We start from the raw sequence: 26,587 nt of genomic DNA on the forward strand, positions 1-26,587 counted from the left end.
TTTGAATATCATTCCTTAAGAGTGAGAGAAGAAAAGTATTGATCTTTTTATAACTTTAGAGAAGTTTGCGGGCCGTGGACCGCGACCTAAAAAACTTTGAGCTTTCTCAAGAACTTTACGAAATTCTGGTGAATCAGATTTCGGATTCAATCCTAGTTACGGAAGCACTCATCGACTTTCCCGGTCCGAGAATTATTTTTGCCAATCCTGCTTTCTGTAAGATGACCGGTTATCAGTTGCACGAGCTTATCGGCGAAACCCCGCGTCTATTTCAAGGACCTCTTACTAATCGAAAGTTAATGGGAGATCTCAAACGAACTCTCAAAGAAGGAAATGATTTTTTCGGAGAAACGATCAATTACAAAAAAGACGGAAGTTCCTACAATGTGGAATGGCATATATCAGCCATTCGAGACGCGGAAGGAAACGTTCTCTACTATATATCCATTCAAAGGGACATCACAGAAAAAGTTAGAAAAGGAGAATTTGCGACAAGGCGACTTCGTCTGGAAATGGGAATCACCGCGGCCACGCAGATTCTACTCTCGACATCGACTGATTTAAAGATTCTAAAATATGCGATGGAGCAATTCCTGGTTTTCGTAGATTCGGAAAGGTTATATCTTTTTAAAAACACCGAAAGCCAAGACGAGGCGGAATTATTTTTGGAAGTGGTCGATCCTTCCGCCGAATCGACAAAAACCCCCCTCACAAATCGGATGTCCTACTCGAAAAACCACGGACGTTGGAAAAAAATTTTTTCCTCGGGGGGATATATTCAAGGAAGTATACGGGAATTTTCCGACTCGGAAAGAATTTTTTTCGACGAGAGGCAGATTCAATCCATTACATTGATTCCCCTTTTTGTATCCAACGAGTGGTTCGGTTTTGCCGGATTCGAGAACTTCAAGACTACTCAAGTAGTGAAGGAGGAAATCTTCACGATTCGGACCTTTATTGACCTGATCAGCGTATTCCTGGAAAGAAAAAATATATTAGAAGAATTGAAAATTCATAGGGAAAAGTTAGAAGTTCTCGTCCAAGAAAGAACCGAAGAACTGATTTTGCAAAAAGAAAAGGCAGAAAAGGCCAGCAAAACGAAATCCGAATTTTTAGCAAATATGAGCCACGAATTGAGAACTCCCTTAAATTCGATCATCGGTTTTTCAAGATTGATGCAATTACCGAAAGAAATGGAAAAAGAAAACAAATACAAAGATTTAATTTTCCATTCCGGGGTTCACCTACTCAATATAATCAACGATATTCTCGACGTTTCCAGAATCGAAGCCGGTAAATTAGTTTTGAATCGTTCCGAATTCGACCTCAAAAATCTGATTTCCACTTCGATTGAGATCATTTTGGGAGAAGCCATTACGAAGAAGATACAAATTTCCTTCGAAGTGCTTCCGGAAGACGAGGAATACGAGATGAACGGAGATCCGAAGCGGATTCGACAAGTTCTTCTTAATCTAATCGGAAATTCGATTAAGTTCACACGTCCTCCTGGTGAAGTTTACGTCCGATTAAAAAAAATCGATTCTGAATATGAGATTATCGTGCAAGACACCGGGATCGGAATCGCAGAATCCGAACTTCCCAAAATATTCGAAACTTTTTATCAGATTAAAGGGGAAAACCAAGGAGAGTTTGAGGGAAGCGGTCTCGGACTTCCAATCGTTAAGAAGATTGTCGAGGCTCATTTCGGCTCTTTGCGAGTGGAAAGCTCCTTAGGAAATGGAACCAGCATCTTTATACATCTTCCGAGCGGAACTTCGAACGATGTTCCGCTCCTTTCGGAAAGTTCTCTTTCGAATTCGGATCTTCAGGAAAAAAAGAATCAAGAACTGGATTATCCGGAAGGAATTAAGTCTTATTTGATCTTGATTGCGATTCGAGATCGAATCTTCGACTCAGCAATCGAGCGGTATTTGGTCGCTCATTCTCAAAATTATATTTCTCTTCATTCTCCGGAAGATTTTTCCATAATTTCTCAAAAAAGCCTCGATTCTCACATAATTCTACTATATGATACACACCTCCTCTTAGAGGATACCGGGATTGTAAAGGTTTTGCGGACTTGGTTGGTGAAAAAACCCAAGAATATAGACCTCGTTCTTTTGGATTCAGCGGATATTCCTCTTCCGTTTCGGGAAGACCTACTTCCGTTTTTTCCGGATTATACGATTCAAAATCCGTTCTCATTAGAAAAATTGAAATCGATCTTAATCGAAATACATAAGGAGCGAACATTTGGAAACAGAGTTGAAAAAGAAGACGTCGCTTCATAGTATTCCGAGCGATCCCGTTCTGATCATTGAAGATAAACAGGAGAACAGCATTCTACTGGAAAGTCTTTGCGATGAAATTGGCGTCAAACACGAGTTAGCCGTCAACGGAGCCGAAGCTCTGAAGATGATCGAAAATCAAAACTACTCTCTTTTTATTCTGGATCTGATGATGCCCGTGATGGACGGCGCTTCGTTTCTGGTGAAACTCAAAGAGACAAATCCGAATGCTGTTGTGTTGGTTCAAACCGCAATCGATCGTTCCGAGAAGATCATAGAAATTATGAAGTTAGGCGTTTTCGATTATATCCTGAAGCCTATCTATCCGGACGTTTTTATTCGAACTCTTCAGAAAGCTTTGAACTATTGCCATTTAAAAAGAATGGAAGAAAATTTGGCCGAAATAGAAAGCCAAAAACTGCGCAGTCAATTGGAATGGCTTACCTATAAAGAAACGATCCGCAGATCGGACAGCGAATCGTTTGAAAAAACTTCGATCTACAGTCTAAAAACCTCCCTTTCTCAAGGAAGTGGAATCGGTGCGATGACGAGTCTTTTAGATATGGTCGACTCGGTAAAAATACCGGATGGAAATCAGTATAAGGTCGATAAGGAGATTTTGGATCTCCTTCTAACCAATAACCGAATTACGAAGAATATGCTTCTTGGTTTGGAAAAACTTCTGAATTTAATCGATAAGGAATTAGATCCTTCGGTGATTTCCACAAACGAGATTTTAGAATTGATAAAGGAACTTCCGACGGAACTGAATCCTTTTCTACTCTCCAAAAAAATAACGGTCAATCTTCCTCTTTTAAAAAGAGAATACAAAGTCAAAGTAAATCTTTCTTTTTTAAAACTCGCTTTAGAGGAACTTTTCCTCAACGCATATAAGTATTCCTCGATAAACGCTCCGATCGATATCTACGCGAGCATCAATCAGGGATACTTTTGTATAACCTTTAAAAATCGAGTGGATGTAAGACCTTACGGAGGAATTCCGGAAAAATTCGAACAACTTGTGATTCAGCCGTTTTTTAGAATTTATCCGCCGGTCGAAAACGTTTCTCATTTGGAAAAGTTCGGTCTCGGCTTGGGGCTCACCGCAGTGGATCATATCGTAAGAAAACACAGCGGGCTTTTTTTTATTCACAACGCAAAAGATCATACTTCCGAAGACATTAGTCTTTGTGTACTCGCTGAAATATTTTTACCATTGGTTCAATAAAGGAAAGGAGATTGGAATGAAACGAATTCTCATCGTCGATGATTCCGCGGTTTTCAGGAAGATATTAAATCTTCATCTAAGTAATTCAGAATTTCAAATCGTGGAAGCGGTAGATGGAAAAGACGGATTGGATAAATTACAAAACGATAAAGTAGATCTGATCGTCAGTGATATGAATATGCCAAACATGGACGGTATCACGTTCGTTAAGGAGCTAAAAAAAGACCCGAAGAACAAGTTTACTCCAATCATCATGCTTACGACCGAATCCCAGGAAGACGTAAAAACGGAAGGTCTTGCGGCGGGTGCCAGGGCTTGGCTTACGAAACCCTTCTCTCCGGAAGAACTCGTTCAAACGATCCATAAATTATTACCTTAAACGTCATGGCCTTTCAATTTAAAAAAGAATCCGTGGTTTTCAGAACCGAGAACGCGCAAGTCAACGGCTTACGAATCGTGATCGAGGGAGAACTCACCATTTACGACGCTTTGGAATTAAAGGGAAGCTTCGACGAAATTCTTAAAAATAAGAATTCGATACTGGAAATCGATCTTTCCAAAATTACAAAAATAGATACTTCCTGTTTGCAAATCCTTCTGGCTCTAAAAATGGAAGCGAGGAAAAAGGAATTTACGATTCGTCTTATCAATCACAGTCACGCTGTCTTAAAACTCATCGATCTTTACGGTCTCACTGGATTCCTAAGAGATAAGATCAAACTACAAAAAGAAGACCTAAAGGAATTTTCGTTTCAATACGGAATGGGTAAGGATTGAAAATGGATTTATCCGAAGTTCGGGACACGTTCGTTTCTGAGTCGTTGGAACTCCTTTCTTCTATGGAATCCAATCTTCTTAAATTGGAGAAGGATCCGAAAAACTCGGAATGTGTACATTCCGTTTTCCGCGCGATTCATACGATCAAAGGAACTTCCGGAATGTTCGGATACGAGCCGATCGAAAAATTCACGCACGAAGTGGAAACGCTTCTCGATAGAATTCGATCCGGAAAACAGAATCTCACAAAGGAAGGAACCGAGTTCCTTTTTTTGGCCTGCGATCACATTCGAAATATGGTGGAGAACGTAGGTGATACTCTGGTTCTGGATACCAAAGCTTCCAAAAAACAAGCGGAGCTAACGGTCCTCGCCAAAAAATTACTTTCAGAATCTTCTTCCGTACCGTCGAACGCAAGCCAAAGCGATACGAAGAATTTTTCTGAAACTTCCTCGATCGATCAAAATTCCGGAACACCTTCGAATTCTTCCCATTGGCAGATCACCCTGATTCCAAATCTTCACCTTTTCGAATCCGGAATGGACACCTTCACTTTTTTGAAATATCTTTCTCAATCGGGGAAAATCAAACATCTTTATATTTATCCGGAATCGATCCCCGTTTGGTCGGATTTTAATCCGGAACATTCTTATCTTGGATTTGAAATTTCATACGAATCCCCTGCCAACGGAGAAGAAATCCAATCCACTCTTGAATTCCTGAAAGAAGGAAGTTATCTGAAAATTCTTCCTCCTCATTGTGATCTCGAACTTTTCGATGAGAATTGTAAGGATTTTCCTTTCGGCAGAGAAGCGTATTTGAATGCACTTGAGATTCAAAAATCCTTAACTACGGATGAAATCAATAAACTCAAAAACGGTTTGAGAATATCGACCGAAAATTCAGACCTTTCCATAGAAACTTCTTCTCTAAGAGAGAATGGAAAAGAATCCGAAGCGCTCCGAATGCAGACAAAAACTTTGAGAGTGGATTCTTCTAAGATCGATACGCTGATCAGTCTTGTAGGAGAATTGATCACACAAGAAGCGAACCTGAGTCGAAAGATCATCGATTCCGAAGATACCCAGCTGATAGAAAGTTCCGAATCTCTTTACAGACTTGTCAGCGAAATCCGAGAATTTGCGTTGAGTCTTCGTATGGTCCCGATCGCCGATCTTTTTGAAAAATACAAACGTGTGGTCCGCGATTTGTCGAAAGAACTGAATAAACAAGTCGAGCTTGAAATCTTCGGCGGGGAAACGGAACTCGACCGTTCCGTTATCGAAAAGATAGCGGATCCGATGGTTCATATCCTTCGAAATGCCTTGGATCACGGAATCGAAACTTCGGAGGAAAGAGTTCGCAAAGGGAAATCTCCGATCGGGAAACTTCAAATTCAAGCAAGTCACGGAACAGGAAGTATTCTGATTTCGATTATGGACGACGGGAAAGGTCTGGACGCCGAAAAAATAGTTAGTAAGGCGATATCAAAAGGACTGATCGGAAAGGATCAAATTCTCACCGAATCCGAAATCTATTCCCTGATCTTTCAACCCGGTTTTTCCACCGTGGAACAGGTTACGAATCTTTCAGGTCGCGGGGTGGGAATGGACGTCGTTTTAAGAAACATAGAATCTCTGAGAGGTTCGGTTCAGATTCAATCCGCGAAAGACAAAGGTAGTTCCTTTTTGATACGTTTACCTCTTACACTCGCAATTATCGACGGCTTTTTGGTAAAAGCTTCCGGTTCCAACTTTATCGTTCCGATGCAACTCGTACGCGAAACCGTGGAATCCAGAGCCGAACTTGGCGAGGATTCCTCGTCCGGAACCATGAACCTAAGAAACGAACTCGTACCTGTTCTTCATCTTTCTCGTTTCCTTTCTATTCAGGCGGATGATTCATTAAAAGAGAATATTGTAATATTAGAATATGAGGATAGAACCTTTGGAATCGTTGTAAACGATCTTCACGGCGAGGTTCAGTCCGTGATTCGCCCTATGGCGGAAATTTTCAAAAACGTGAAGTGTTTTAGTGGAACGTCCATTTTAGGGAGCGGGGATATCGCTTTTATTTTAGATGTTCCCGGTTTGTACAATCTGATCAGAGATCAGGAAAATGTGAGAAGCAAGGAAGCTTCCGTTCGTTAGAGATTATTTTAGACTTTTTGAATTTGGAGAAATCAAATGTTTCGAAAAAGCTTAGGAATTTTTATTGGTTTGGCGATTGTTTTAAACGGATTTCTATTCTTATCCGTTCAAAATTTCAATACGCCAAATTCCGAGACGGGAACCGTAAACGATCGTCTTTCGGGAATCCTTCCGTTGATAAACGAATCCCTACTCGGTACGGAAGAGGCTGTCGCGGAATTCGCGCTCCACTTTGCAATCGGGAAAGATAGGGAAACGTTATCCTCCGATCTGGAAGAAGTCGAAGCGAGTTTGAAAAAATTAAAAGATTTCCTTTCCGCTTCCAAGCAGGCTGACAATCCGGAGGTTAAAAAATTTGAAAAAAGTATCTCCGGTCTTTATTCTTCCGCAAGAGATTTTAAGGATAAGATTGAGGCTTCTTCGGATCTCAAAAATGATTTTCCGGATATTTCCAGGATCGATTTTTATTCGGAGCTTTCGAAGTTTAGAAAGGTTCGTAGCGAATTTTTAGCACAATCCTTAAAAGAAGCTGAAACCATCTCCGTAGTGGCCGAAGTCGGCGGAAATAATTTCTTTACGATGGTATCCGCATATTTGTCCATTTCGATTCTTTTGCTGGCCCTCCTCTATTGGTTCAACCAATCCGGTCAAGGACTCGTCAAAAAATTCGAGCAGGAATACATACGCATGAAAACGGCCGTAGATAATGTTACGACCAATATTATGATGGCCGATTCGAATTTAAATATCGTCTTCATGAACAAAGCGATCCGAAATATGTTCAGCCAAGCGGAGACGGATATTAAAAAACAACTCAGCAACTTTAATCTTTCCAATTTGATGGGAACGAACATCGATTCCTTCCATAAAAATCCTGCGCATCAAAGAGGTTTGCTCGGAAGATTTACTGAAACCTTCCGTTCTTCGATCGAAATCGGAGGAAGACAATTCGACCTGATCGCTAATCCGATCATTGATTCCAAGGGAACCAGACTCGGTTCCATCGTCGAGTGGTCTGACGTGACTGAACAAAACAAGATCCTCGCGCAGAGAAAGATCGAGAATGAGGAGTTAACGCGCGTTAAAGTTGCCCTAGACAACGTCACCACCAACATCATGATGGCCGACGCTAACTTAAACGTCGTCTACATGAACAAGGCGATTCGAAATATGTTCAGCCAGGCAGAGACGGATATTAAAAAACAATTGGGAAACTTCAATCTTACGGGTTTACTCGGAACGAATATCGATTCCTTTCATAAAAATCCGGCTCACCAAAGAGGTCTTCTTGGAAAGATGACGGATGTCTTCCGTTCTTCGATCGAAATCGGAGGAAGACAATTCGATCTGATCGCGAACCCGATCATCGATGAAAAGGGAGGCCGACTCGGTTCCGTTGTGGAATGGTCGGATGTAACCGAACAAAACAGAATCAAAGCACAAAGAGAAATCGAAAATGAAGAACTTACCAGAGTTAAAGTCGCTTTGGATAGTACGACCACGAATATCATGATCGCGGATACCGACTTTAACATTCGTTATATGAACAAAGCCGTGGTAGAAATGTTCCAGAACGGAGAAAGCGACATCAAGAAACAGTTTACTCAGTTCAATTTGAAAAGTTTAATCGGTTCGAGCATCGATATTTTTCATAAAAATCCAGCGCACCAGCGTGGTCTTTTGAGCAATTTCACCGGAGTGCACAGGGCTTCGATCAAAATCGGCGTTCGTTCCTTCAACCTGATCGCAAATCCGATCATAGACGGAAATGGAAAACGTTTGGGTTCCGTTGTGGAATGGTCGGATGTCACGAACGAATTGGTCGTTCAGGAGGAAGTGGAAAGAATCGTGAGCGCCGCCGCGCATGGAGATTTTGGAACACGTATCTCCTTGGATTCGAAGACCGGATTCTTCTTGAATCTAAGTCAGTCGATCAATCAGCTTTTGGAAGTGAGTAACGTAGGACTCAACGAGGTTGTGGACGCACTCGAACGAATTTCCGCCGGTAACCTGACTCAAAAAATCACGAATGAGTATCATGGAACTTTCGGAAAATTAAAGGAATATTCCAATACTACGATGGATAAGTTGAACGAGATCATCGGAGATATCATCATCCGATCCTCCAGCTTAGTAACTTCCGCAACGGAAGTTTCCTCTACCGCAAATTCCTTGAGTCAAGGTGCATCCGAGCAAGCCGCGAGTGTGGAAGAAACAACTTCTTCCCTCGAACAGATGACAGCGTCGATCGATCAAAATGCGCAAAACTCACGTCAGACGGAACAGATTTCTTCGAAATCTTCAAAAGATGCGGAGGAAGGCGGAACTTCCGTGATTGAAACGGTAAAAGCGATGAAACAGATCGCCGAAAAGATCAGTATCATCGAGGATATCGCGTATCAAACAAACCTTCTCGCATTGAACGCCGCGATAGAAGCGGCAAGAGCCGGTGACCATGGAAAAGGTTTTGCGGTGGTGGCTTCGGAAGTCCGTAAATTGGCGGAAAGAAGTCAAAAGTCTGCGAACGAAATCAGCAGTCTTGCTGGAAACAGCGTCGCGATCGCGGAACGAGCCGGAGAATTGATTTCTCAAATCGTTCCATCGATTCGCAAAACTGCGGATCTGGTTCAAGAAATCACGGCGGCGAGCGACGAACAGGCGGCGGGAGTTTCGGAAATCAACAAAGCCATGGGACAACTCGATCAGGTTTCGCAACAGAATGCATCCGCATCCGAGGAATTGGCCGCGATCTCCGAAGAAATGAATTCTCAAGCGGAACAACTCAGAGAATCCGTTCTGTTCTTTAAGATTACGGACGGCGAAAACAAGAGAACCGCGAGTGCCGCATTAACACCGAGAACCGTATCTACTCCATCGATAGCCGCTCGCAAGACTGCTCTACCGGCAAAAAAAGAAGCTTTGCCGAAACCGAAATCGGATAACACGGGAATGTCTCCCGCCGATAAGTTCGAGAAATATTGAACGGAGTGAAGGTATGAGTGCCATGGAGGACAATCAATTTCTCACCTTTTATCTGGGAGAAGAATGTTACGGAATTGGAATATTACATATCAAAGAGATCATTGAATATTCCGGTTTGACGAACGTTCCTCTGATGCCGGAATTTATTCCGGGTGTGATCAATCTTCGCGGAAACGTCGTGCCGGTCGTCGATCTAAAACACAAATTTTTTAGACAGAAGATCGAACCCGATCGTAAAACCTGCGTGATCATTGTGGAACTTCACACTTCGAGAAGCGGTGAAAAGAAAGAAAGAACGGATCTGGGGATTCTAGTAGAATCGGTAAACGAAGTCGTATCCATTGCGGCTTCCGAGATCGAACCTGCTCCCACTTTCGGTTCTCGAATCAAAGTGGACTTTATTCTCGGAATGGCGCGTCAAGAAGACGGGTTTATCATCATCCTGAACACGGAAAAGATTCTTAACCTGGACGAATTGACTTCCATCGAAGAGAATCAAAATGCAGAGGCGCTTGTAGAGAATACATGATGGAACCGGATATCGTTCGAGATTTATTCTTACAACCCGGCGGGTTTTGCTGGGGACAGAAGAATGTAAGGATCAGAACTTTACTCGGATCCTGTGTTTCCGTTTGTTTTTGGAATCCGGTTCAACTTACGGGAGGAATGGCTCACGTCATGCTTCCGAATCGTCCCCAGGTTGATCTAAAGAGTCCGCTGGATGCAAAATACGCGGACGACGCTCTCGAGCTTTTTTTCCAAAAGATTCAAGAAACGGGGGGACGATACGGTCAATTTCAAATCAAACTTTTTGGAGGAGCGTCGATGTTTTCAACGGAAGAGGAAAAACTCTTAGAGATAAAATCCGTTCGAGATATAGGAATGAAAAACATTCACTCCGTGAAAGACATACTCGCCAAAAATCATCTTCCGGTTGCCTCGGAGGATTTGGGCGGTTTTTCCCATAGAAGGGTTTTCTTTTCCTTATGGGACGGCGAAATTTATGTAGAAAGGCCGAAAGATTCATGATTCAAGTTTTTATCGTAGACGACTCTGCTGTCGTTCGTCAGGTCTTAACCCAAATTCTTACAAAAGATCCCGAAATCGAAATCATCGGGTTTGCTTCGGATCCGATTTTCGCCGCGGAAAAATTATCAACGATGTGGCCGGATGTTTTTATTTTAGATGTAGAGATGCCACGAATGGACGGGATTTCCTTTCTAAAAAAGATCATGTCGGAAAGACCTACTCCCGTAATCATCTGTTCTTCGTTAGCTGAAAAAGAATCCGAAACCGCGATGCTCGCGATGAAACTCGGTGCGATCGATATCATCGAAAAACCGAAGTTAGGCGTAAAAAGTTTTATCGAAGAATCGGAAATTCTTTTTACGGATTCCATCAAAGCGGCCGCCAGAGCGCGGATGAAATTTCATACAACGAGAGAATCGCTTTCCACACTTCCGGATGCCAAACCGATCAAAGCCGACTTTTCCAAAATCAGTACTACGGATAAGTTGATTGCGATCGGCACTTCTACCGGCGGGACTCAGGCTCTCGAATTTATTCTCACGAAATTGAACGTCCACTGCCCTGGAATCGTAATCGTTCAACACATGCCCGAGAAGTTTACCGAGGCGTTCGCCAATCGTTTGGATTCGATCTGTGAGATCCAAGTAAAAGAAGCAAAAGATGGAGATCCGGTAAAAGAAGGATCGGCATACATCGCTCCCGGTAATCGTCACATGGAGATTTATTTGAGCGGTGCTCAATTTAGAATCCGAATCGTGGACGGTCCGTTATTCAATCGTCACAGACCCTCCGTCGATATTCTGTTTAACTCGGTTGCCCAAGTCGCTGGAAGGAACGCGAAGGGAATCATTCTTACGGGAATGGGAAGCGATGGAGCGAACGGACTTTTAAGAATGAAACAACACGGTGCTTCTACGATCGCACAGGACGAGGCGACTTGTGTTGTTTTCGGAATGCCCAAAGAAGCAATCTTGAGGGGGGCCGCAGATACGATTCTCCCACTTTCAAAGATCGTGGGAGAAGTTCAGCGTTTTTGAATCTTCCGGACGCCGAAAATTTTCAGCGTCCGCGTTCTCGATTTTAATTCAGATTAAACTCAAGGTGATTTTTTTCTTTCTCTCCGCAATCTCCTGATCGGTTTCGATATGAATCACTTCGTCCGGAACAATTTTGAAGATCGTCTGACCTTTCGAAATAATCTTTCCATCGCTGTCGTTTAACAAAATCTCTTTTACGGTTCCGCTAAACGGAGCGGAAATCTTATTAAACATTTTCATTACTTCTACGATAAAGAGCGGTTGTCCAGCCTTGAAATGGTCTCCGACTTGAATCATCGGCGGTAGATCCGGAGCCTCCTTCGAGTAGAACATACCACCCATAGGCGCAACGATCTCGTCGGAACTTGCTTTTGGAGGAGGAGCTAAAAATTTAATAAACGCATCTCTGGTTTCGGATTTCTTAAATTCTTCCGGAAGAATGGCTTCCAGTTTTTCATCCACTCCCAGGTTATAAAAACCGGAATTCAAACCTGCGGACGGAAGAAGTTTGATCAACTCGAGTCCGATTTGAAATCCATTGTGCGATTGAATCACTTGCGGTAATATCGAAGCGTCCACTCCTTTCAAAGCTTTTCCGCCATTGAGGCTCGTAACGAGTTCAATCGAGTCTGCGGCAATCCCAGTTTTTTTAGACAATTCCTGATAAAAGGAAATCGCTTTTTGTAGGATTTCGTTGTCATGATCCCAGATTTGCTCGGATGGGGGCTGAGTTTCATCCGCTTCCATGTTCAGATAGTGATAGAGGTCTGCGAGAATGAAAATCGGATTTCTCAGCCATTCGATCTTGTTATTTGCGATTTTCCATGAATGGTTTAAATGAAACCCGATAAATCCGGCCACTAAGTGAGCGTCTTTCGAAATCGCTTCGATCGGTCTAGTGATCAAAGTGAGCTTACGGCTCAGAACCTTTTTCGCGTCCGCCGGCGCATCGGAGATTGTTTTCTTCCAAGCGATCTCTAAGTCCACGTCCTTCATCAATCTTTCCAATGCACCCACGCCTGCGAGATAGGAAATCATAAACGCAGTCGAAGGTTTAAACATTGCATCCTTTCCGAGGATCCAGTTGATCAAACCGTAGTGAACCAGAAGATTTGTCTGAAGATCGTGTCCTCTGAGCTCTGTTCTTCTTAAAATATTCCCCAGGCGTTTTAAATTGTCTTCACGAGTTTCTCCGTGTGTGATCAAAAGAGCGATGTTCGAATCATAAGCTCCCGCAACTTTATAATGTACGAATAGACCCATATCCGGATTTCGGATGCTGATCCCTTGGTCGTCGCGAATTTCTTCCGGCAGAGGTTTGGACCAACCCATAATCACTCCACCCGCGTGCGGTTGGATCGCTTTGTTGGTGGCGTTAATACGAACCTCGGCTCCGGATGGATATCGCAAAATCCTTTCCGGTTTCTGCAGTCTCTTTCCGTGTAAGGAAAGGAGAGCCATCGCTTCGATCAGACTGTCTACGATAAAAAATTCGTTCGGATTCTCCGGATTTTTAAACTTCAAAGAATAGACCATCTCGGTCACTCTGTGTTCCACTTGAATCCGAGTGTTTACTTCCATGAAGAAGTGATTGGTCCCGTCCACGATGGATTCGAATGTGGAAACACTATTGAGTTTCACCGCGGCCCCGAATCGTTCGGACTGTTCTTCCATTTCGCGAAGGACCTTTAGGTCTCCTTTTAACACTTCCGCTTTTTTCGGATTGGTGGAAGCACACGAAGCAATTTCCTTCTCGAGCAATTCTTGCGTGAGGGAAATTTCGAGGAGTTTTTGTTCGTGCATCTGCACGGAACAATCTCTTCCACCGAGAGCGAGACACCATTCTCCGTTTCCGATCAACTGGATTTCGTTGTGTCTCGTGTTTTCGATGTTTAATTCTATGAGGAAGTTTTTATTCGTTCCGGGTGCGGTCACTTTCGATTCGGAAAGAATTTCTTGAACTGCACCTTTCACTTCTTCGATCTTGGAAACGACCCTTTGTCCTTTTCCGCCCCCACCGCCGATATATTTAAAACGAATTCGATTTTTGGAATATTTTTCCCAAATCTTCTTACATTCTTTTTCGGCTTCGACTTGAAGATCGGCGATACTTACGAGTTCTATAATTTTAGAATATCCTAAATCCAATAGATTCTCTGCGTTCGCGTCGAGAGGAAGGGAAGAATCAAAAGTAAAATCGATTCCTTTGTCCTTTGCGATTTTTTCAAGAGATTTCGCATCCGGAGCTTTCGCAAGTAGAGCGAGCGAAGAAATGTTATCCACACCCGGTGTTACCGATACATCCAATTTTCTTGCGATTTTTTTCGCCGCGTCTTTGGAACCTGCTTGGTCGGCTACGTAGGAAGCAGGACCCATAAAAACGAGACCGCTTTTTTCGATCGCGGAAATAAACTCGGAATCCTCCGCCATAAATCCGTAACCCGCAAAGATATGAGTGTATTTGTTATCCTTTGCGATGGAAATGATCTGCTGGATTCTTTCCAGTTTTTCCGCATTCCCGGCGCCCATATAATCGGGAACCCTGTGGATGTTATGGGGAAAACGAAAACCTCTGAGTTCCGGAGCAAGAGCCATCGGATAGACGACGGAATCTTTTTCCGAAAGAAGAATCCCGTATTCTCTGATTCCGATCGAATCAAAGATTTCCATTGCTTCTTTTCGAACCGGCCCTCTACAAACGATCAAACACTTGATCGATTCCAATGAGAAGGAACGGATCCAAGGCGAATTGGACTGATGAAATTGAATGCGATTGTTTTGAAAGTCGATCATGTCGATTACTCAAACTCCCTTTGAGGTCCGGACAACGGCGCCGGTTTGTAATGTCGGATTAAATAATCCAGATTTTGGAATAGAATGTTTCTGGTGGTTCCGGGAAGAACGATTCTGGAAACCGAACCGAGAGAAAGCGCTTCTTTTGGGTTCATCAGTTCCCTTTCATACTGTGTGGAAAGAGTCTGAAGTTTTTTGTCTCGAATTACGATCGCTTCTTTTTCAGACATTCCCTTCTTTACGTTTTCCTGATATTCTCTATGAATCGCTGAAACATCATCCTTGTAGACGTAGTCTTTTCCAGCGGGGCCCATCACGGCGATCCTTGCGGTCGGTAACGCGAAAACCATGTCCGCTCCTACGTGGTAGGAGTTAAAACAAGCATAGGCTCCACCGAACGCATTCCGAATAATCAAAGTTAAACGAGGTGTGCGGATATCAATGATGGAATCCAAAAGTTTTCTTCCTTCTAAAACGATTCCGTTTTGTTCCTGTTCTTTTCCTGGTAAGAATCCGGTGGTATCTTCCAAGAACACGATCGGGATATTGTAGAGGTTGCAAAAACGGATAAAACGAGTTCCTTTTCTTGCGGCGTTGATATCGATTTGTCCCGAAGAAACCGCCGAGTTGTTCGCGACGAATGCGACCACGTGACCTCCGATTCTTCCGAAAGCGGTAACGAGGTTTCTGGATCTCTGCGGTTGGATTTCGAAATACTGACCGTGATCGCAGATATTTTGCAGATAGAGAGTGATATCAAAAGGAGTGTTCATCCCCGTCGGAGAGTTGAACGTTTTCTTAAATAGAATTTCTTCTTCGTAGATAAAACGATCTGTCGGATCCGAAGTCGGATGAAATGGAGCGAAAGAATGGTTGTTGTCCGGAAGATACGATAACAAACGAAGCGCGGTTCTGAGAGATCCGAGCTCGTCTCCCGTTACGATGTCTACAACGCCGCTTTGTCCGTGCACTTTCGGTCCGCCTAAATCGTCCGCGGAAATGTCCTCACCGAGAACGGACTTCACGACACCCGGTCCCGTTAATCCGAAGAACGTATTTTCGCACTGGATCATAAACGATCCCTGACGAGGAAGATACGCACCGCCCCCCGCGTTGAATCCGAACATGAGCATCAAACTCGGAACTACGCCGCTGATTTTACGAAGAGCGGTAAACGCCTCGCTGTACCCGTCGAGTCCGCCCACTCCCGCTGGAACGTAGGCTCCGGCGGAATCGTTCATACCGATCAATGGAATTCCGTGTTCCCCAGCCATGTAGATCAATCGGGCGAGTTTGCTTCCGTTGGTCGCATCCATCGAACCCGCGCGAAGAGTAAAGTCGTGTCCGTAGATTGCGACGTCTCTTCCGTTGATGTTTAAAATTCCGGTAACGAGGGAGGCCCCATCGAGACTCTTTCCCCAGTTTTGATAGAGAATATTGGGTTCTTGTTCCGTGAGAACTTTGATACGTTCCCAAACGGTCATTCTTTCTTTAGAATGTTGAACGAGAATCCTGTCGACTCCTCCACCCGCGAGGGGTTTGTTGAGGAGTTCTTTTCCTAATTCATTGGCTTCTTCGTAAAGACCACGAGCTTTCGGAACGTCAGGTTCAGTCGAGGATTGGAATGGATTTTCCAGTGAGTATTTTGCTTCGGACATACGGGAACCTTTAAATGGAATGAAATATATCCAGTTTTTAAGAAAAGGATTCTCGGGAAAGTTAAATTCGACGAAGAGTCGAAGATCGTCGCTATTTTATAGCGGACTCGAGGGTTTCAAAAATGCTGAACATCGAATTCATATCGATGATATCAAAAACCTTTTTGACCGCGGGTTTGATTCCGGCGAGGCGAAGTTCGACGTCTCTTTCTTTGCATTCTCTGAGAGCGGCGACAATGATACGAAGACCGGCGGAAGAAATGAATTCGACTGAGGAAAGATCTAAAATGAGAACGGGAGAATTCCCCGTCTTGATCTGATCCATGAACACCGATTCAATTTTATGAGTGTTGTGAACGTCTAAGTTCCCGATCAGGTGGATAATTTTAGAATGATTTCTTATTTCAGATGTGATTTCCATTCGAAGCCTTATGTTGAAAATTCTTCTTGAGAACTAAAACGTTTTTTCCGCCTTCGCTTGAATAATCGACGGAATCCATGAGCTTTTCGATCAGATAGACGCCGAATCCACCTTTTCTTTTGCCGCTCAGATTGTCCTCGATTGAAGGCTCTTGGACTTCTCTTCTCTGAAAGACTTTCCCGGAATCAATTAATACAATGGTAATCCAGTCCCCTGTAAAGCGTATTTTACATTCGAACTTTGGATTTTTCAAAGTGGTATTTTCATAACCGTGCATCACGATGTTCGTTCCGGCTTCATCGCAAGCGAGAAGAATATCGTCTCTCAGAGCTTCGTCAAGATCGCGAACTTTAATCGTTTCGTAGACGAATTCCCGAAACAGAGGAATCGCGGAAGTGCTCGCTTCAAATTCTCTGGAGAATTGATAGTCGTCGTTGAACTTTAAGATCATCACCGTGAAGTCGTCATAGAGCTCCGGTGTTCCCGAGAATTCTCGAACGAGACGAAAGAGTTCTTCGATGATCTGCGCGGAAGGAAGATGTTTTCTTGCGATGATTTCTTCGATCATTCTTTCTAATCCGAATTCTTCGTCCTTCGCATTCTTCTCTTCGATCGCTCCGTCCGTATAAAGAATCACCATATCCCCCGGTTCCACGGTCAGACTTCCTCCCTTATAACTCGCGGAAGTGATCACACCGAGTGGAGGTCCAGAACCTTTGATCAATTCCCAGGTTCCGTCTTTGTGAATCAGGATTTGATCGTTGTGTCCGGCGGACGCATAATCTAACGTAAAGATCGCGGGGTTGTAGTGAATGAAGAAAGTCGTCACAAACATTCCGTTGTGAGAATCTTCGTAGATGAGTGCGTTTCCTTGTTTTAAAATCTCTTCCGGATTGAGATCGTGATTTCGGGCTAAGGTTCGAATGATGGACGAACTCATCGCCATAAAAATTGCGGCGGGAAGACTTTTTCCGGAAACGTCCGAAACGAGGAAGGAATACTGTCCGTCCTGGTATTGATAGTAATCGTAAAAATCTCCCGAAACTTCTTTTGCAGGAACCGATTTTACACCGAGATCGAAGTTGGAATTAAAGCTCTTCGGCTCCGGAAGAATGTTTTTTTGAATCTCTCTCGTGATTTCAATCTCTCGTTCCAAAGATCGTTGCAACGCCTTTCTCGAAATCATTTCATTCTGAAGTTTGAGAGTTTCGTGACCCCTCGCGATGAGCGATGCGAACGTCTGCAAAAGTCTCAGGTGAGAATGATTGTAGGAAAGTTTGTCCACCCGATCCGACACCGTGATTGCACCGAAGGCGCTTCTTCCTTGGTGGGTCAGAGGTAGAACGATATAAGAACCTTTGAGATATTCCAAATCGAGTTCGTGATCGAATGCAAAATTTTGAATATCCTCTTTGACGGTGGTTTTTTCCTCTTCGATGGAACGATGGATAAAACTTCCCTGATAGCTCGTTGTCCGAAAGATCTCGACGGTTTTTTCGGAAGTATAAGAAATCGAAGTAAGAATTCCCATCTTACGATTGATGAGAAAAATTCCCGTTTTACCGGCGTCCATTTCTCCGTGAATCACCGGAATGGATTGTTTCATCAGATCCGCTTGGTTTTTCGCGGAAGAAACCACTTGGGAAAGTTCGAAGAGACTTTCCAATTCGGAGACTTTTTTCCGAAGATCCTTGTTGGCGGCCTCCAGATTTTGAAGAAGACCGGTCTTCTGTATTGCGAGAGCGGAAGTTCCGGAGAAACTTAAGAATAACTCCATGTCTTCTTCGGTAAAAAAACTACGATCGATCGTATTGATCGCTTCGATGACTCCAATAACCTGGCCTTCCACTAAAAGTGGAGCCGCCATGATATTTCTCGTAACAAAATGAGAGACCTTGTCCACTTCCCGATAAACACGGGGATCGTTCATAGCGTCGTTGATGATCATCGGTTGTTTGTCTTGCACGACCATCCCCGCGACCCCCTTTCCAACCGGAACTCGAACCTTTGTGACCTCGTCCTTTTTTTCACCTAAGACCGTATGGAAGTAGAGGTATTCTCTGGAATCGTCCAAAAGGAGAACGCTACAAGCCTCCGTTCGAAAAACCGATTTGGACGAAAGCATAATCGCTTCCAAAAGTTGCGAAAGATCTAAAGACTTGTTGATCAGCCCGGAAACTCGAATGATCTCAGTTAAAAGGAAATCGAACCGATCCGTTTGTTTTCGGATTTGAACCGACTCCAGCGCGACTCGGGAAGTTGTCATCAAAGAAAGAACTACGAGAGAAGATTCTCCGGAGACGAAGGATTCTTCCAAAAGATCGGAGATGATTCGAGTTGTCGCTCTTAGGTGTTCAAAGTCCGATTCTCTGAATTCACCACCTTCTTCATCTGGTCTTCCGAGAAAGATCGTTCCGAATATTTTTTTCTGATTTTCGGAAGAAGAAACTCCCAATTCTCCGACGTGAAGCACACAACAAACCGCGTTGTATTCTAAAGGAGGAATCAGTTTGCTCGGGCTTTTTCCTTTTTTGAGATTGATGTCCTGTCCGGTTTTGAGACAAAAATTCGAAACGAGTTTCGCTTCTTCGATCGCATTGGGAGGCGGATTTCCGAGGATCGAACGCGGTGTCCCGTCTTCTAAACGAAAATTGAATATGCCGAATTTTGCGGATGTGAGTTGAATGATTTCCGTGAGAAGAGATTCAAAAACAATCGTCAAACCTGGATTGTCTTCCAGGTAGAGTTTTCCATCAGAAGTTTGTCTGAGGAGAGAATCTTGTTTTTTACTCGAGATCAAAGCAGAGGTTCAGCCGGCCTGAAACTTTAAGGATTCTTCTCTTAGTTTCTTATTTGCGTTTTCCAATTCTCGAATGCGAGTCAGAGCTCCCATCAATTCTTCACGAGAAAGATTGGTAACTACGTTAGTCGCATCGAACGCTTCTTTTGCATCCTTGAGTTCGGATCCGGAATATTGAATGATTCCTTCGTACATACGAATGATTTCGTCGGCGTTTTCCAGTTCCTGCTCGTTGAGACGAAGAACCTTCTCATAACCTTTGATGATATCGTTTTGAATCTTTAATTTTTTCTGTAAATCCTCGATAGATTCACTCATCCTTACACTCCTGTATTTGTATTGACTTCAAGGAATTTGGTAAAAACCTGATTCCAGCGGGGACGTAGCTCAGTTGGGAGAGCGTTTGAATGGCATTCAAAAGGTCGGGGGTTCGATTCCCCTCGTCTCCAATTACGACTTCCGCCACTTGAGTTTTTAAACTTTCTAACCTCTGTCAAACTCTTTTACAACTTCTTTCCCGGCTCGAAAATACGGTTCGAAAACCCCATTCTTGGATCAGGTTAAAACAAACGTTTGTAAAAACTGAAGCGCATACGCTTTGGTCCGTTCGCTTTCTTCCTTTTTTTATGGCTATTTTTTTTAGGAAAAAGAAAGCTCGATAAACCGATGGAATGGCTTTTCCACCCGTATATGACAAATAGAATCTCCGTTCAAAGAATGGGTTCTTCCACCGAAGTTCCCCTTTTTATTCTTCCTGAATTCGATTATCCGGGCAGAAGGATTCAAATCGAATCCTTTGCTCCCGACGTTTCACTTCGTGTTTTCGAGGCCCGTTTTCATTCATTTCAGACTCAGTTTCCGAAATACGAGGAATGGATCGAATCGGTTTCCGAGGAAATTCGAAATACCAAAGGAAAGATAAAACTTTTGGGGGAAGGAAGTTTTTCCGGAATGGTTTTGGAATTGATCAAGAAATTTCCGGATCGAATCGAGGCCGCGTGTATCGTCAACCCTCCGATCGCAAAAAATCGAGATCCATTTTTCTGGTTCCCCAAAAATGGAGAATGGATTTTAGAAAGATTTCCGTGGAACCCCTGGTTCCTTTTTTCCGAAGAATTGCACGCATTGTATGAAGCGCTGGAGAAAAGTTTTCGAATCGGCCTGAAGGAATCGAACTTGTTACCGACGTTACTGTTCACGGGAATTCCGGGAACGATTACGGAGCAAATGAAAGCTTCCGGAATTCTTCTTCAACCCTTTCGAGTGTATAGAATCGAATCCGCCGATCGAAATTCGATTTCGGTTTTATTAAAGGAACTTGTCGTGAAAATTCTTGCGGAGATACCGATTTCTTCTGTCCAAAAAAAGTCGAACTTTAAGATAGAACCTGGTTTTTAATATGTCAGTAAGAAAAATTTTAAGAATGGGAGATCCCCTTCTCCGTCAAGTATCGGAACCCGTCACTGAAGACGAGATTCAAACAAAAGAATTTAAGAAACTCCTCAAAGATATGTTCGATACGATGCGTCATGCGGAAGGGGTTGGGCTCGCGGCACCCCAAATCGGAATCTTAAAACAGATCGTCGTGGTCGGTTCGGAGGATAACGAGCGTTATCCGGGAACGCCGGACGTTCCGGATCGAGTGATTTTAAATCCGATCATTACTCCTCTTACGACAGAAAGTTCCGGTTTTTGGGAAGGTTGTCTTTCCGTTCCCGGAATGAGAGGTTATGTGGAAAGACCGAATCGAATTCGAATGCAGTGGATGGACGAAAAAGGTAAAAAACTCGACGAGACGATCGACGGTTACAAAGCGGTCGTTTATCAACACGAATGCGATCATCTTCTCGGCGTTCTCTACGTGGATCGATTGAAAGACACCAAACTTTTCGGATTCAATGATACATTGGATTCCGGCGGAAAAATTCTAGATTAGAAAATTATAAAATAAAGATATATGAAATCCCTTGTTGAATACTTCCTCTCTAAAAGTATATTCGTAAACCTTCTCACCTTTTTGATCATACTCATCGGCGGTTTTACCGCGGTCAAGATGAATCGGGAAGCGTTCCCCAATATCAACTTCGATATCGTAAGCGTCGTCACCGTATTCCCGGGCGCCTCTCCTTCGGAGATCGAGAAGTTGGTTACAAAACCTCTGGAGGAAGCGATTAAGGAAGTCGACGGAATCAAAGAATTCCGCTCCGCTTCGATTGAAAATCGTTCCGGAATCGTCATCACCTTGGATCCGGACGCCAAAGATACGCAGAAGGTCGTCGATGATATCAAGTCTTCCATCGACCGAGTGGAAGATCTTCCAGAAGAAGCCGAGGATCCTCTGGTCACGGAAGTCACCACTTCCAGACAGCCGGTGATCGAAATCGATATCAGTTTGAAATCGGAAGACCCGAGCGTAGAGGCGGAAAAACGACTCAAGGCTCAGGCAAAAGTAGTGGAACAGGCGCTCGAGGATATCCCGGGTGTCGCGAGAATATCCAAAAGAGGCTGGAGAGAAACCGAGATGCAGGTGGACATCAATCCTTCCGCGATGTTCTCCCATTATCTCACAAGTCAGGACGTGATTTCTGCATTAAAGAATCGTAATATTAATTTTCCCGGTGGAAATATCGCCGGAAATCAAAAAGAGGTGATACTAAGAACGATCGGAGAATTCGATTCTCCGCGAGAAATTTCGGGAGTGCATATCCGATCGAACGAAATCGGAAATTCGATTCGAATCGATAACGTCGCGACCGTCACGGAAGGCCTGAAAGAAGCCGAATATCTCGACAAAGTAAACGGAAGAAAGACCATCGCGATGACCGTTATCAAACGGGAAAAGGCCGACGCAATCTTGGTCGTAGACGAAGCGAAGAAGGTCATCGAAGAATTCAGAAAGAATTCCAATGGAGAATTCGAATACGCGTTTGTGAACGATCTTTCCAAATACATCCGAAGACGATTGGGGGTTTTACTCTCCAACGCCGCCGGGGGGTTGATCCTTGTGACCGCTTCTCTCTTTCTATTTTTAGGATGGAGAGTGGCGCTTATGACCGCGCTCGGAATTCCGGTTTCCTTCGGCGCCACTTTCGTAATCATGAATTATCTGGGTTTGACCCTGAATCTGATTTCGATGTTCGGTTTGATCATCGTCGTCGGGATTCTGGTGGATGACGCGATCATCATCTGCGAGAACGTGTATCGATATATGGAAGAAGGAATGCCTGCTTATGAAGCGGCGCTCAAAGGAACCGCGGAAGTGATCGATCCGGTAACCGCGACCGTGACGACGACCGTTGCGGCCTTTGCTCCGATGTTGTTTATGACGGGAATTTTCGGAAAGTTCATCTATAGTATTCCATTGGTCGTGATCATCGCCCTGCTCGCTTCTCTTTCGGAGGCCTTCTTTATTCTTCCTTCCCACCTTTACGACATCAATAAGAATCAGTTTCATTCTGGACAAATCAAGGAAGAGAGTGGATGGTTTTATAGATTAAAGGTAAATTTTTATCTTCCCCTCTTAAAGTTCGCACTCAAACACAGACTTCAGATTTTCGTTTATCTTTTCGCGATGTTGATCGGAAGTTTCGCGTTATTCGCCGTTGCCGGGAAATTCAAACTTTTTCCAGGTTCTGTCGACGTGTTTCAAATCAAACTTACAGGACAAACCGGGCTTTCTCTTCAAGAGACCGAACGATTTGCCAATGTCCTCGAGAAGGAACTCGCAAAATTATCAAAGGAAGAAGTGGAGAATTTCGTAACCAGAGTTGGGATCATCCAAAAAGATCCCAACGATCCATTTACAAAAAGAGGAAAACACTACGGACAAATTCTCGTGTATCTCACTCCCGAAGAAAATAGAAAGAGAAACACGGATGAGATTATCTCTGAAGTCAGAGAAAAGACGATCTGGCTTCTCAATCAAAAATCGATTCAGATTTTGGAAGAGACACGGAAGAAAGAAGCCGAAAAGAAAAAATTAGAATATAAACCGTTCGATCTAAATTCTTTTCCTGCGGAATTGGCGAGATTCAAGGGACAATTACTCGCACTAGACTTCGAAAAAATTTCCGGGGGTCCTCCCGTCGGAAAACCGGTTGCAATTGAAATTCGAGGAGACGACTACGAAACCTTGATTCGAATCGGAGAAGAATATAAGGGAGTGATGGCGAAGGTTCCGGGTGTGACCGATATCGGAGACGATTTCAATGAAGGAAAGGACGAAGTAAGAATCAAGGTCAGCGAATCCCTTGCCTCGACAGCGGGTGTTTCCGTATTCAAAGTCGCCCAGGCGATCAACACTGCGTTTCAAGGAACGGTCGCAACGAAGATCAAACGCGCCGATGAAGAAGTGGAAGTGAAGGTTCGTTTTCCGGAAGAAGTTAGAAAGTCGATAGGATCTCTGAACAATATCTTTGTGAGCAATCAAATCGGAAAGCTGATTCCCGTTTCAAAGCTCATCACATACGTAAGAGAACCGGGTTTTGCCAACATCAATCACTTGGACGGGAAACGCCTTCTGACCGTGACGGCAAACTTGGACGAATCCAAGACCGATACGAGAAGAGCCAATGCGGAAATCGCCAGACTTGCAAAAGGAATCATCGAAAAATATCCCGGTTATCGGATGCGTTTTGGAGGAGAAAACAAGGATACGGAAGAATCTCTCGCGAGCTTGGGAAGAGCCTTTCTTGTGGCGTTTATCATCATTTTTATGATCTTAGCTTCCCTCTTCCGGTCCCTGATTCAACCGGTCATTGTTGTAAGCTCGATTCCATTCTCATTGATCGGGGTCATACTTGCATTCGTCTTACACGGAGAATACTTCGGTTTTCTTGCGTTTTTAGGAATCGTAGGATTAGCAGGAGTCGTGGTAAACGATTCGATCGTCCTTGTGGATTTCGCAAATCAATTGAGAATGGAAAAACCAGGAGAGGATATAGATTCGATTCTAGTGGAAACCGGTCTTTTGCGTCTGAGACCTGTTGTTTTGACAACAGTAACGACAGTATTGGGTTTATTACCGACCGCGTATGGAATCGGAGGACGGGACCCATTCTTAGTTCCAATGGCTTTGGCTTTCGGTTGGGGATTGGCTTTTTCTTCCTTTCTTACCTTGGTCGCAGTTCCCGTTTTGTATAAAACCGTTTACAACGCACAACAAAGGGTCAATCGATTCTTCGGAAAAGCTTGAGACGAAGACCGTCGTCATCAAAAGAATGTTGCTCGTTTTTAGGAATCTAATCTTGTCCTTTGTTCCGAAAACGAGCGACGTTATTCTCTTTTCATCGTATGTCTTTGTTTTTTTCAGGAAGAGTCTCGAAAAAGGAGATATAGAAAAGAAGTTTGAAAAATTGAAAAAATAAATTTACTGATCTTTGCGTTTCTTAGTTTTTACTTGAATTGTGTAGCGGAGACAAAAATAGACGAAGCGCTCTATAACAAAGGTTGGAAGAGATCTTATAATCAATCGAAGGAGAAAACGTTTCAGGTAATCATTCAGGCATGAAAAGAATTCAATGTAGCGATTGAAAAACAGGATAAAGAAAAGGGAATCTTAGTCACCGAAAAAACTCCTTTTTACGAATTGATCCAATTCACTGGAAATCAGTATGTTGCAAACGGGCAATCGTATGTCGCTTATCACAAATATTATCTTCAAATTTCCGGAGATAAATCCAACGCCCCCGTGAAAACGGTAAAATAAAGACTTTGGAATAACAACATCGAACAAACCGAGCTGAACGCTGAATGGTGTAAACAGAATGTGTGGGATCCTCTATTCAAAGAAATTCAGATCAAAATTGACGGATTCTTAAGAAAAAACTGTTTTGAATTGGAATCGTTCGTCGTTAAAACGATAATTCCGCCTTAAAACAAGAAAGCGCCCCACCCTGAATTGGGTGGTGGAGGCGGGCTTGGTGGGAAAAAGTTGAGAGACATTCCTATAACAGAATATTCTAACTTTTGCAAGCAGAAAATCTCCTCTAATTTGTAGGAATTCCTACACTTTCTTACAATTTATCTCCCGCCTAAAATTGGAAGCGAATCTGCTGAAACTAAAAAAATAGTGAAAGTTTGAAACAATGCATTATTTTTTGATTCTCCAAAAAATAAAAAAGCCCTCGTTTAAAAACTCTTACAAGAAATTAGTCTTTGAATTCTTCTTCAAAAATACAAAGTTATCAAATCAATCCTGTTGATCATTGATGATCTCTGGAATCGTCACAAAACTATAACCTTTTGAAAGCATCTCTTGGATAAAATCCGGAAGAATGTAAATTAATTTCTCCGTTTGTCTTGGAGAGCCTAAGTGCATCAAAATAATTGCCCCGTTCATCCCATTCTTATCCGCTTCTTCCCAACGATATAAGAAGTCGAGAGCTTCCGCCCTTGTTTTGTAATTTGGGTTCGGTAGAATCCGAGTCTTTCCGGTTTGCGGATCTTTTTTATAAATGAATTTCTTATATACGAAATCCGGAATATCCAAGGAACCGACTGAGTTATTGCTCCAAAAAATGTGTTGAGTAAAGCCGAGTTTGCCGAAAGTTTTAATTACAAGAGGATCAAAACCGCCATAGGGAAGACGATACAACTTTGTAAGTTCTTTACCCGTAATCGATTCGAATTTTTCTTCCACCATCCTCATCTCTTGTTGCAAAAAATTCGTATCCGGAATCTCATCCGAAACGTATGTTAAAAGAGCCCTCTTTCGAAGAGAGGATTCATATAAGCTTCTTGGAATATTATAATGACTCCATGTATGATTTCCAAAGACGACTCGATTTCCCAGTTGAGAGAGTTTTTTTAAATAATAGATGTTCGTGTTGCTAAAAAGGGAGCCGTTCTTGAGAGCGGGGTTTTCATTCGAGACGAATAAGGTAATCTTTATCGGAAAATTAGAAAGATATTCGTAGAGTAGTTTTAGATCCTCTCCGGTTCCCAAATCGAAAGTAAGGGCGATTTCTTTAAAGTTTACATTTCCGCGATTTATATTTTTTCCGATATCCGTTCCAGGAAGAGCATCCAGAATGGTTTTATTCTCTAAGACTTGATCGGATAAATCTCCGTCCGGTACCGCATCGTAGAGTTCGGATTTGAATTTGAGAAGTTCTTCCTCTTGTTGCTGTTCTTCTAATCGAAGCGAGGTTAACGTTTCCTCTAAATTCGTGATGTGAACCGTCTGTTTTTCAACGGTCGCTTCCAATCGAAAGATCTTATTTGTTAGGGTAAGAATCGAAACGGAACCCAAAAAGGTGAAAAATCCGATCGAAAATAAAATGCGAAGCATTTTAAACTTTCTCTCGATTACTTCCGACTCGATTCCGCTTCTTTTGATTTCGGAAATCGTTCTCGACAGTTCGGAAGATTCTTCTTCACTTAACATGGGGATTCGATTGAAAGTAAAAAACGCGGATTCTTCA

18 protein-coding genes and 1 tRNA gene are annotated in these 26,587 nt (G+C 43.1%); 13 read left to right on the forward strand and 6 right to left on the reverse strand.

The genetic code is table 11. From position 1 onward, the window contains the following. Positions 1-74 precede the first annotated feature (74 nt). The 9 genes from DLM75_RS08555 to DLM75_RS08595 are packed head-to-tail and all read left to right on the forward strand — an operon-like array spanning position 75 to position 11,491. Positions 75-2,291, forward strand: coding sequence for a PAS domain-containing sensor histidine kinase (locus DLM75_RS08555; RefSeq protein ID WP_118968564.1), 2,217 nt, complete (start codon positions 75-77; stop codon positions 2,289-2,291). Further along, complete coding sequence (locus DLM75_RS08560; RefSeq protein WP_118968115.1) at positions 2,254-3,516, forward strand: response regulator; 1,263 nt, start codon at positions 2,254-2,256, stop codon at positions 3,514-3,516. The genes DLM75_RS08555 and DLM75_RS08560 overlap by 38 nt, the downstream gene beginning before the upstream one ends. A gap of 16 nt (positions 3,517-3,532) precedes the next feature. Beyond that, entirely contained in the window at positions 3,533-3,895 is a 363-nt protein-coding gene (locus DLM75_RS08565) for a response regulator (RefSeq protein ID WP_118968116.1), read from the forward strand. Positions 3,896-3,900: 5 nt separating this feature from the next. Continuing rightward, entirely contained in the window at positions 3,901-4,293 is a 393-nt protein-coding gene (locus tag DLM75_RS08570; protein ID WP_118968117.1) for an STAS domain-containing protein, read from the forward strand. 2 nt (positions 4,294-4,295) lie between these two features. Beyond that, entirely contained in the window at positions 4,296-6,443 is a 2,148-nt protein-coding gene (locus DLM75_RS08575; RefSeq protein WP_118968118.1) for a chemotaxis protein CheA, read from the forward strand. Positions 6,444-6,479: 36 nt separating this feature from the next. After that, entirely contained in the window at positions 6,480-9,425 is a 2,946-nt protein-coding gene (locus DLM75_RS08580) for a methyl-accepting chemotaxis protein (RefSeq protein WP_118968119.1), read from the forward strand. 13 nt (positions 9,426-9,438) lie between these two features. Beyond that, positions 9,439-9,954, forward strand: a complete 516-nt coding sequence (locus tag DLM75_RS08585) for a chemotaxis protein CheW (RefSeq protein WP_118968120.1) — start codon at positions 9,439-9,441, stop codon at positions 9,952-9,954. Beyond that, on the forward strand, positions 9,951-10,454 hold the full coding sequence (locus DLM75_RS08590; RefSeq protein ID WP_118968121.1) for a chemotaxis protein CheD: 504 nt from the start codon (positions 9,951-9,953) through the stop codon (positions 10,452-10,454). Before DLM75_RS08585 ends, DLM75_RS08590 begins: the two co-directional genes overlap by 4 nt. Continuing rightward, complete coding sequence (locus DLM75_RS08595) at positions 10,451-11,491, forward strand: protein-glutamate methylesterase/protein-glutamine glutaminase (protein WP_118968122.1); 1,041 nt, start codon at positions 10,451-10,453, stop codon at positions 11,489-11,491. Before DLM75_RS08590 ends, DLM75_RS08595 begins: the two co-directional genes overlap by 4 nt. A 48-nt stretch (positions 11,492-11,539) precedes the next feature. Here DLM75_RS08595 and DLM75_RS08600 read toward each other — a convergent pair whose 3' ends face one another. From DLM75_RS08600 to DLM75_RS08620, 5 genes are all read right to left on the reverse strand, one after another. Then, entirely contained in the window at positions 11,540-14,284 is a 2,745-nt protein-coding gene (locus DLM75_RS08600; RefSeq protein ID WP_118968123.1) for an ATP-binding protein, read from the reverse strand. 5 nt (positions 14,285-14,289) lie between these two features. Further along, on the reverse strand, positions 14,290-15,942 hold the full coding sequence (locus DLM75_RS08605) for an acyl-CoA carboxylase subunit beta (RefSeq protein ID WP_118968124.1): 1,653 nt from the start codon (positions 15,940-15,942) through the stop codon (positions 14,290-14,292). Positions 15,943-16,033: 91 nt separating this feature from the next. Continuing rightward, positions 16,034-16,363: an STAS domain-containing protein gene (locus DLM75_RS08610; RefSeq protein WP_118968125.1), complete on the reverse strand. Its 330-nt coding sequence runs from the start codon at positions 16,361-16,363 to the stop codon at positions 16,034-16,036. Next, the gene (locus tag DLM75_RS08615; protein WP_118968126.1) at positions 16,347-19,163 is read right to left on the reverse strand and encodes a SpoIIE family protein phosphatase; all 2,817 of its coding nucleotides are present in this window, start codon (positions 19,161-19,163) and stop codon (positions 16,347-16,349) included. Before DLM75_RS08615 ends, DLM75_RS08610 begins: the two co-directional genes overlap by 17 nt. Before the next feature lie 9 nt (positions 19,164-19,172). Beyond that, positions 19,173-19,481, reverse strand: a complete 309-nt coding sequence (locus DLM75_RS08620; protein ID WP_069607319.1) for a hypothetical protein — start codon at positions 19,479-19,481, stop codon at positions 19,173-19,175. Between the two features lie 58 nt (positions 19,482-19,539). On the opposite strand from DLM75_RS08620, the gene DLM75_RS08625 reads away from it, so the two are divergent. The 4 genes from DLM75_RS08625 (at position 19,540) to DLM75_RS08645 (ending at position 24,357) form a co-directional block, all read left to right on the forward strand. After that, positions 19,540-19,612, forward strand: a tRNA-Ala gene (locus tag DLM75_RS08625). Positions 19,613-19,943: 331 nt separating this feature from the next. Beyond that, positions 19,944-20,561 carry a hypothetical protein gene (locus DLM75_RS08635; protein WP_429945450.1) on the forward strand — a complete coding sequence of 206 codons (618 nt, stop codon included), beginning with the start codon at positions 19,944-19,946 and terminating at the stop codon, positions 20,559-20,561. A 1-nt stretch (position 20,562) separates the two neighbouring features. Next, positions 20,563-21,099, forward strand: coding sequence for a peptide deformylase (gene def, locus DLM75_RS08640; RefSeq protein ID WP_118968129.1), 537 nt, complete (start codon positions 20,563-20,565; stop codon positions 21,097-21,099). A gap of 21 nt (positions 21,100-21,120) precedes the next feature. After that, entirely contained in the window at positions 21,121-24,357 is a 3,237-nt protein-coding gene (locus DLM75_RS08645; protein WP_118968130.1) for an efflux RND transporter permease subunit, read from the forward strand. Between the two features lie 996 nt (positions 24,358-25,353). On the opposite strand, the gene DLM75_RS08650 is transcribed toward DLM75_RS08645, so the two are convergent. Continuing rightward, a complete protein-coding gene (locus tag DLM75_RS08650; RefSeq protein ID WP_118968131.1) occupies positions 25,354-26,550 on the reverse strand; it encodes a polysaccharide deacetylase family protein in 1,197 nt (398 codons plus the stop codon). Positions 26,551-26,587: the final 37 nt, after the last annotated feature.

Origin of the sequence: Leptospira stimsonii (assembly GCF_003545885.1) — a bacterium.
GTDB classification, from domain to species: domain Bacteria; phylum Spirochaetota; class Leptospiria; order Leptospirales; family Leptospiraceae; genus Leptospira; species Leptospira stimsonii.

Coding starts and splice junctions, on each gene's coding strand:
- DLM75_RS08565 (WP_118968116.1), top strand. CDS start 3,533: ATGAAACGAATTCTCATCGTCGATGATTCCGCGGTTTTCAGGAAGATA.
- DLM75_RS08570 (WP_118968117.1), top strand. CDS start 3,901: ATGGCCTTTCAATTTAAAAAAGAATCCGTGGTTTTCAGAACCGAGAAC.
- DLM75_RS08575 (WP_118968118.1), top strand. CDS start 4,296: ATGGATTTATCCGAAGTTCGGGACACGTTCGTTTCTGAGTCGTTGGAA.
- DLM75_RS08580 (WP_118968119.1), top strand. CDS start 6,480: ATGTTTCGAAAAAGCTTAGGAATTTTTATTGGTTTGGCGATTGTTTTA.
- DLM75_RS08585 (WP_118968120.1), top strand. CDS start 9,439: ATGAGTGCCATGGAGGACAATCAATTTCTCACCTTTTATCTGGGAGAA.
- DLM75_RS08590 (WP_118968121.1), top strand. CDS start 9,951: ATGATGGAACCGGATATCGTTCGAGATTTATTCTTACAACCCGGCGGG.
- DLM75_RS08595 (WP_118968122.1), top strand. CDS start 10,451: ATGATTCAAGTTTTTATCGTAGACGACTCTGCTGTCGTTCGTCAGGTC.
- DLM75_RS08600 (WP_118968123.1), bottom strand. CDS start 14,284: ATGATCGACTTTCAAAACAATCGCATTCAATTTCATCAGTCCAATTCG.
- DLM75_RS08605 (WP_118968124.1), bottom strand. CDS start 15,942: ATGTCCGAAGCAAAATACTCACTGGAAAATCCATTCCAATCCTCGACT.
- DLM75_RS08610 (WP_118968125.1), bottom strand. CDS start 16,363: ATGGAAATCACATCTGAAATAAGAAATCATTCTAAAATTATCCACCTG.
- DLM75_RS08620 (WP_069607319.1), bottom strand. CDS start 19,481: ATGAGTGAATCTATCGAGGATTTACAGAAAAAATTAAAGATTCAAAAC.
- def (WP_118968129.1), top strand. CDS start 20,563: ATGTCAGTAAGAAAAATTTTAAGAATGGGAGATCCCCTTCTCCGTCAA.
- DLM75_RS08645 (WP_118968130.1), top strand. CDS start 21,121: ATGAAATCCCTTGTTGAATACTTCCTCTCTAAAAGTATATTCGTAAAC.
- DLM75_RS08650 (WP_118968131.1), bottom strand. CDS start 26,550: ATGTTAAGTGAAGAAGAATCTTCCGAACTGTCGAGAACGATTTCCGAA.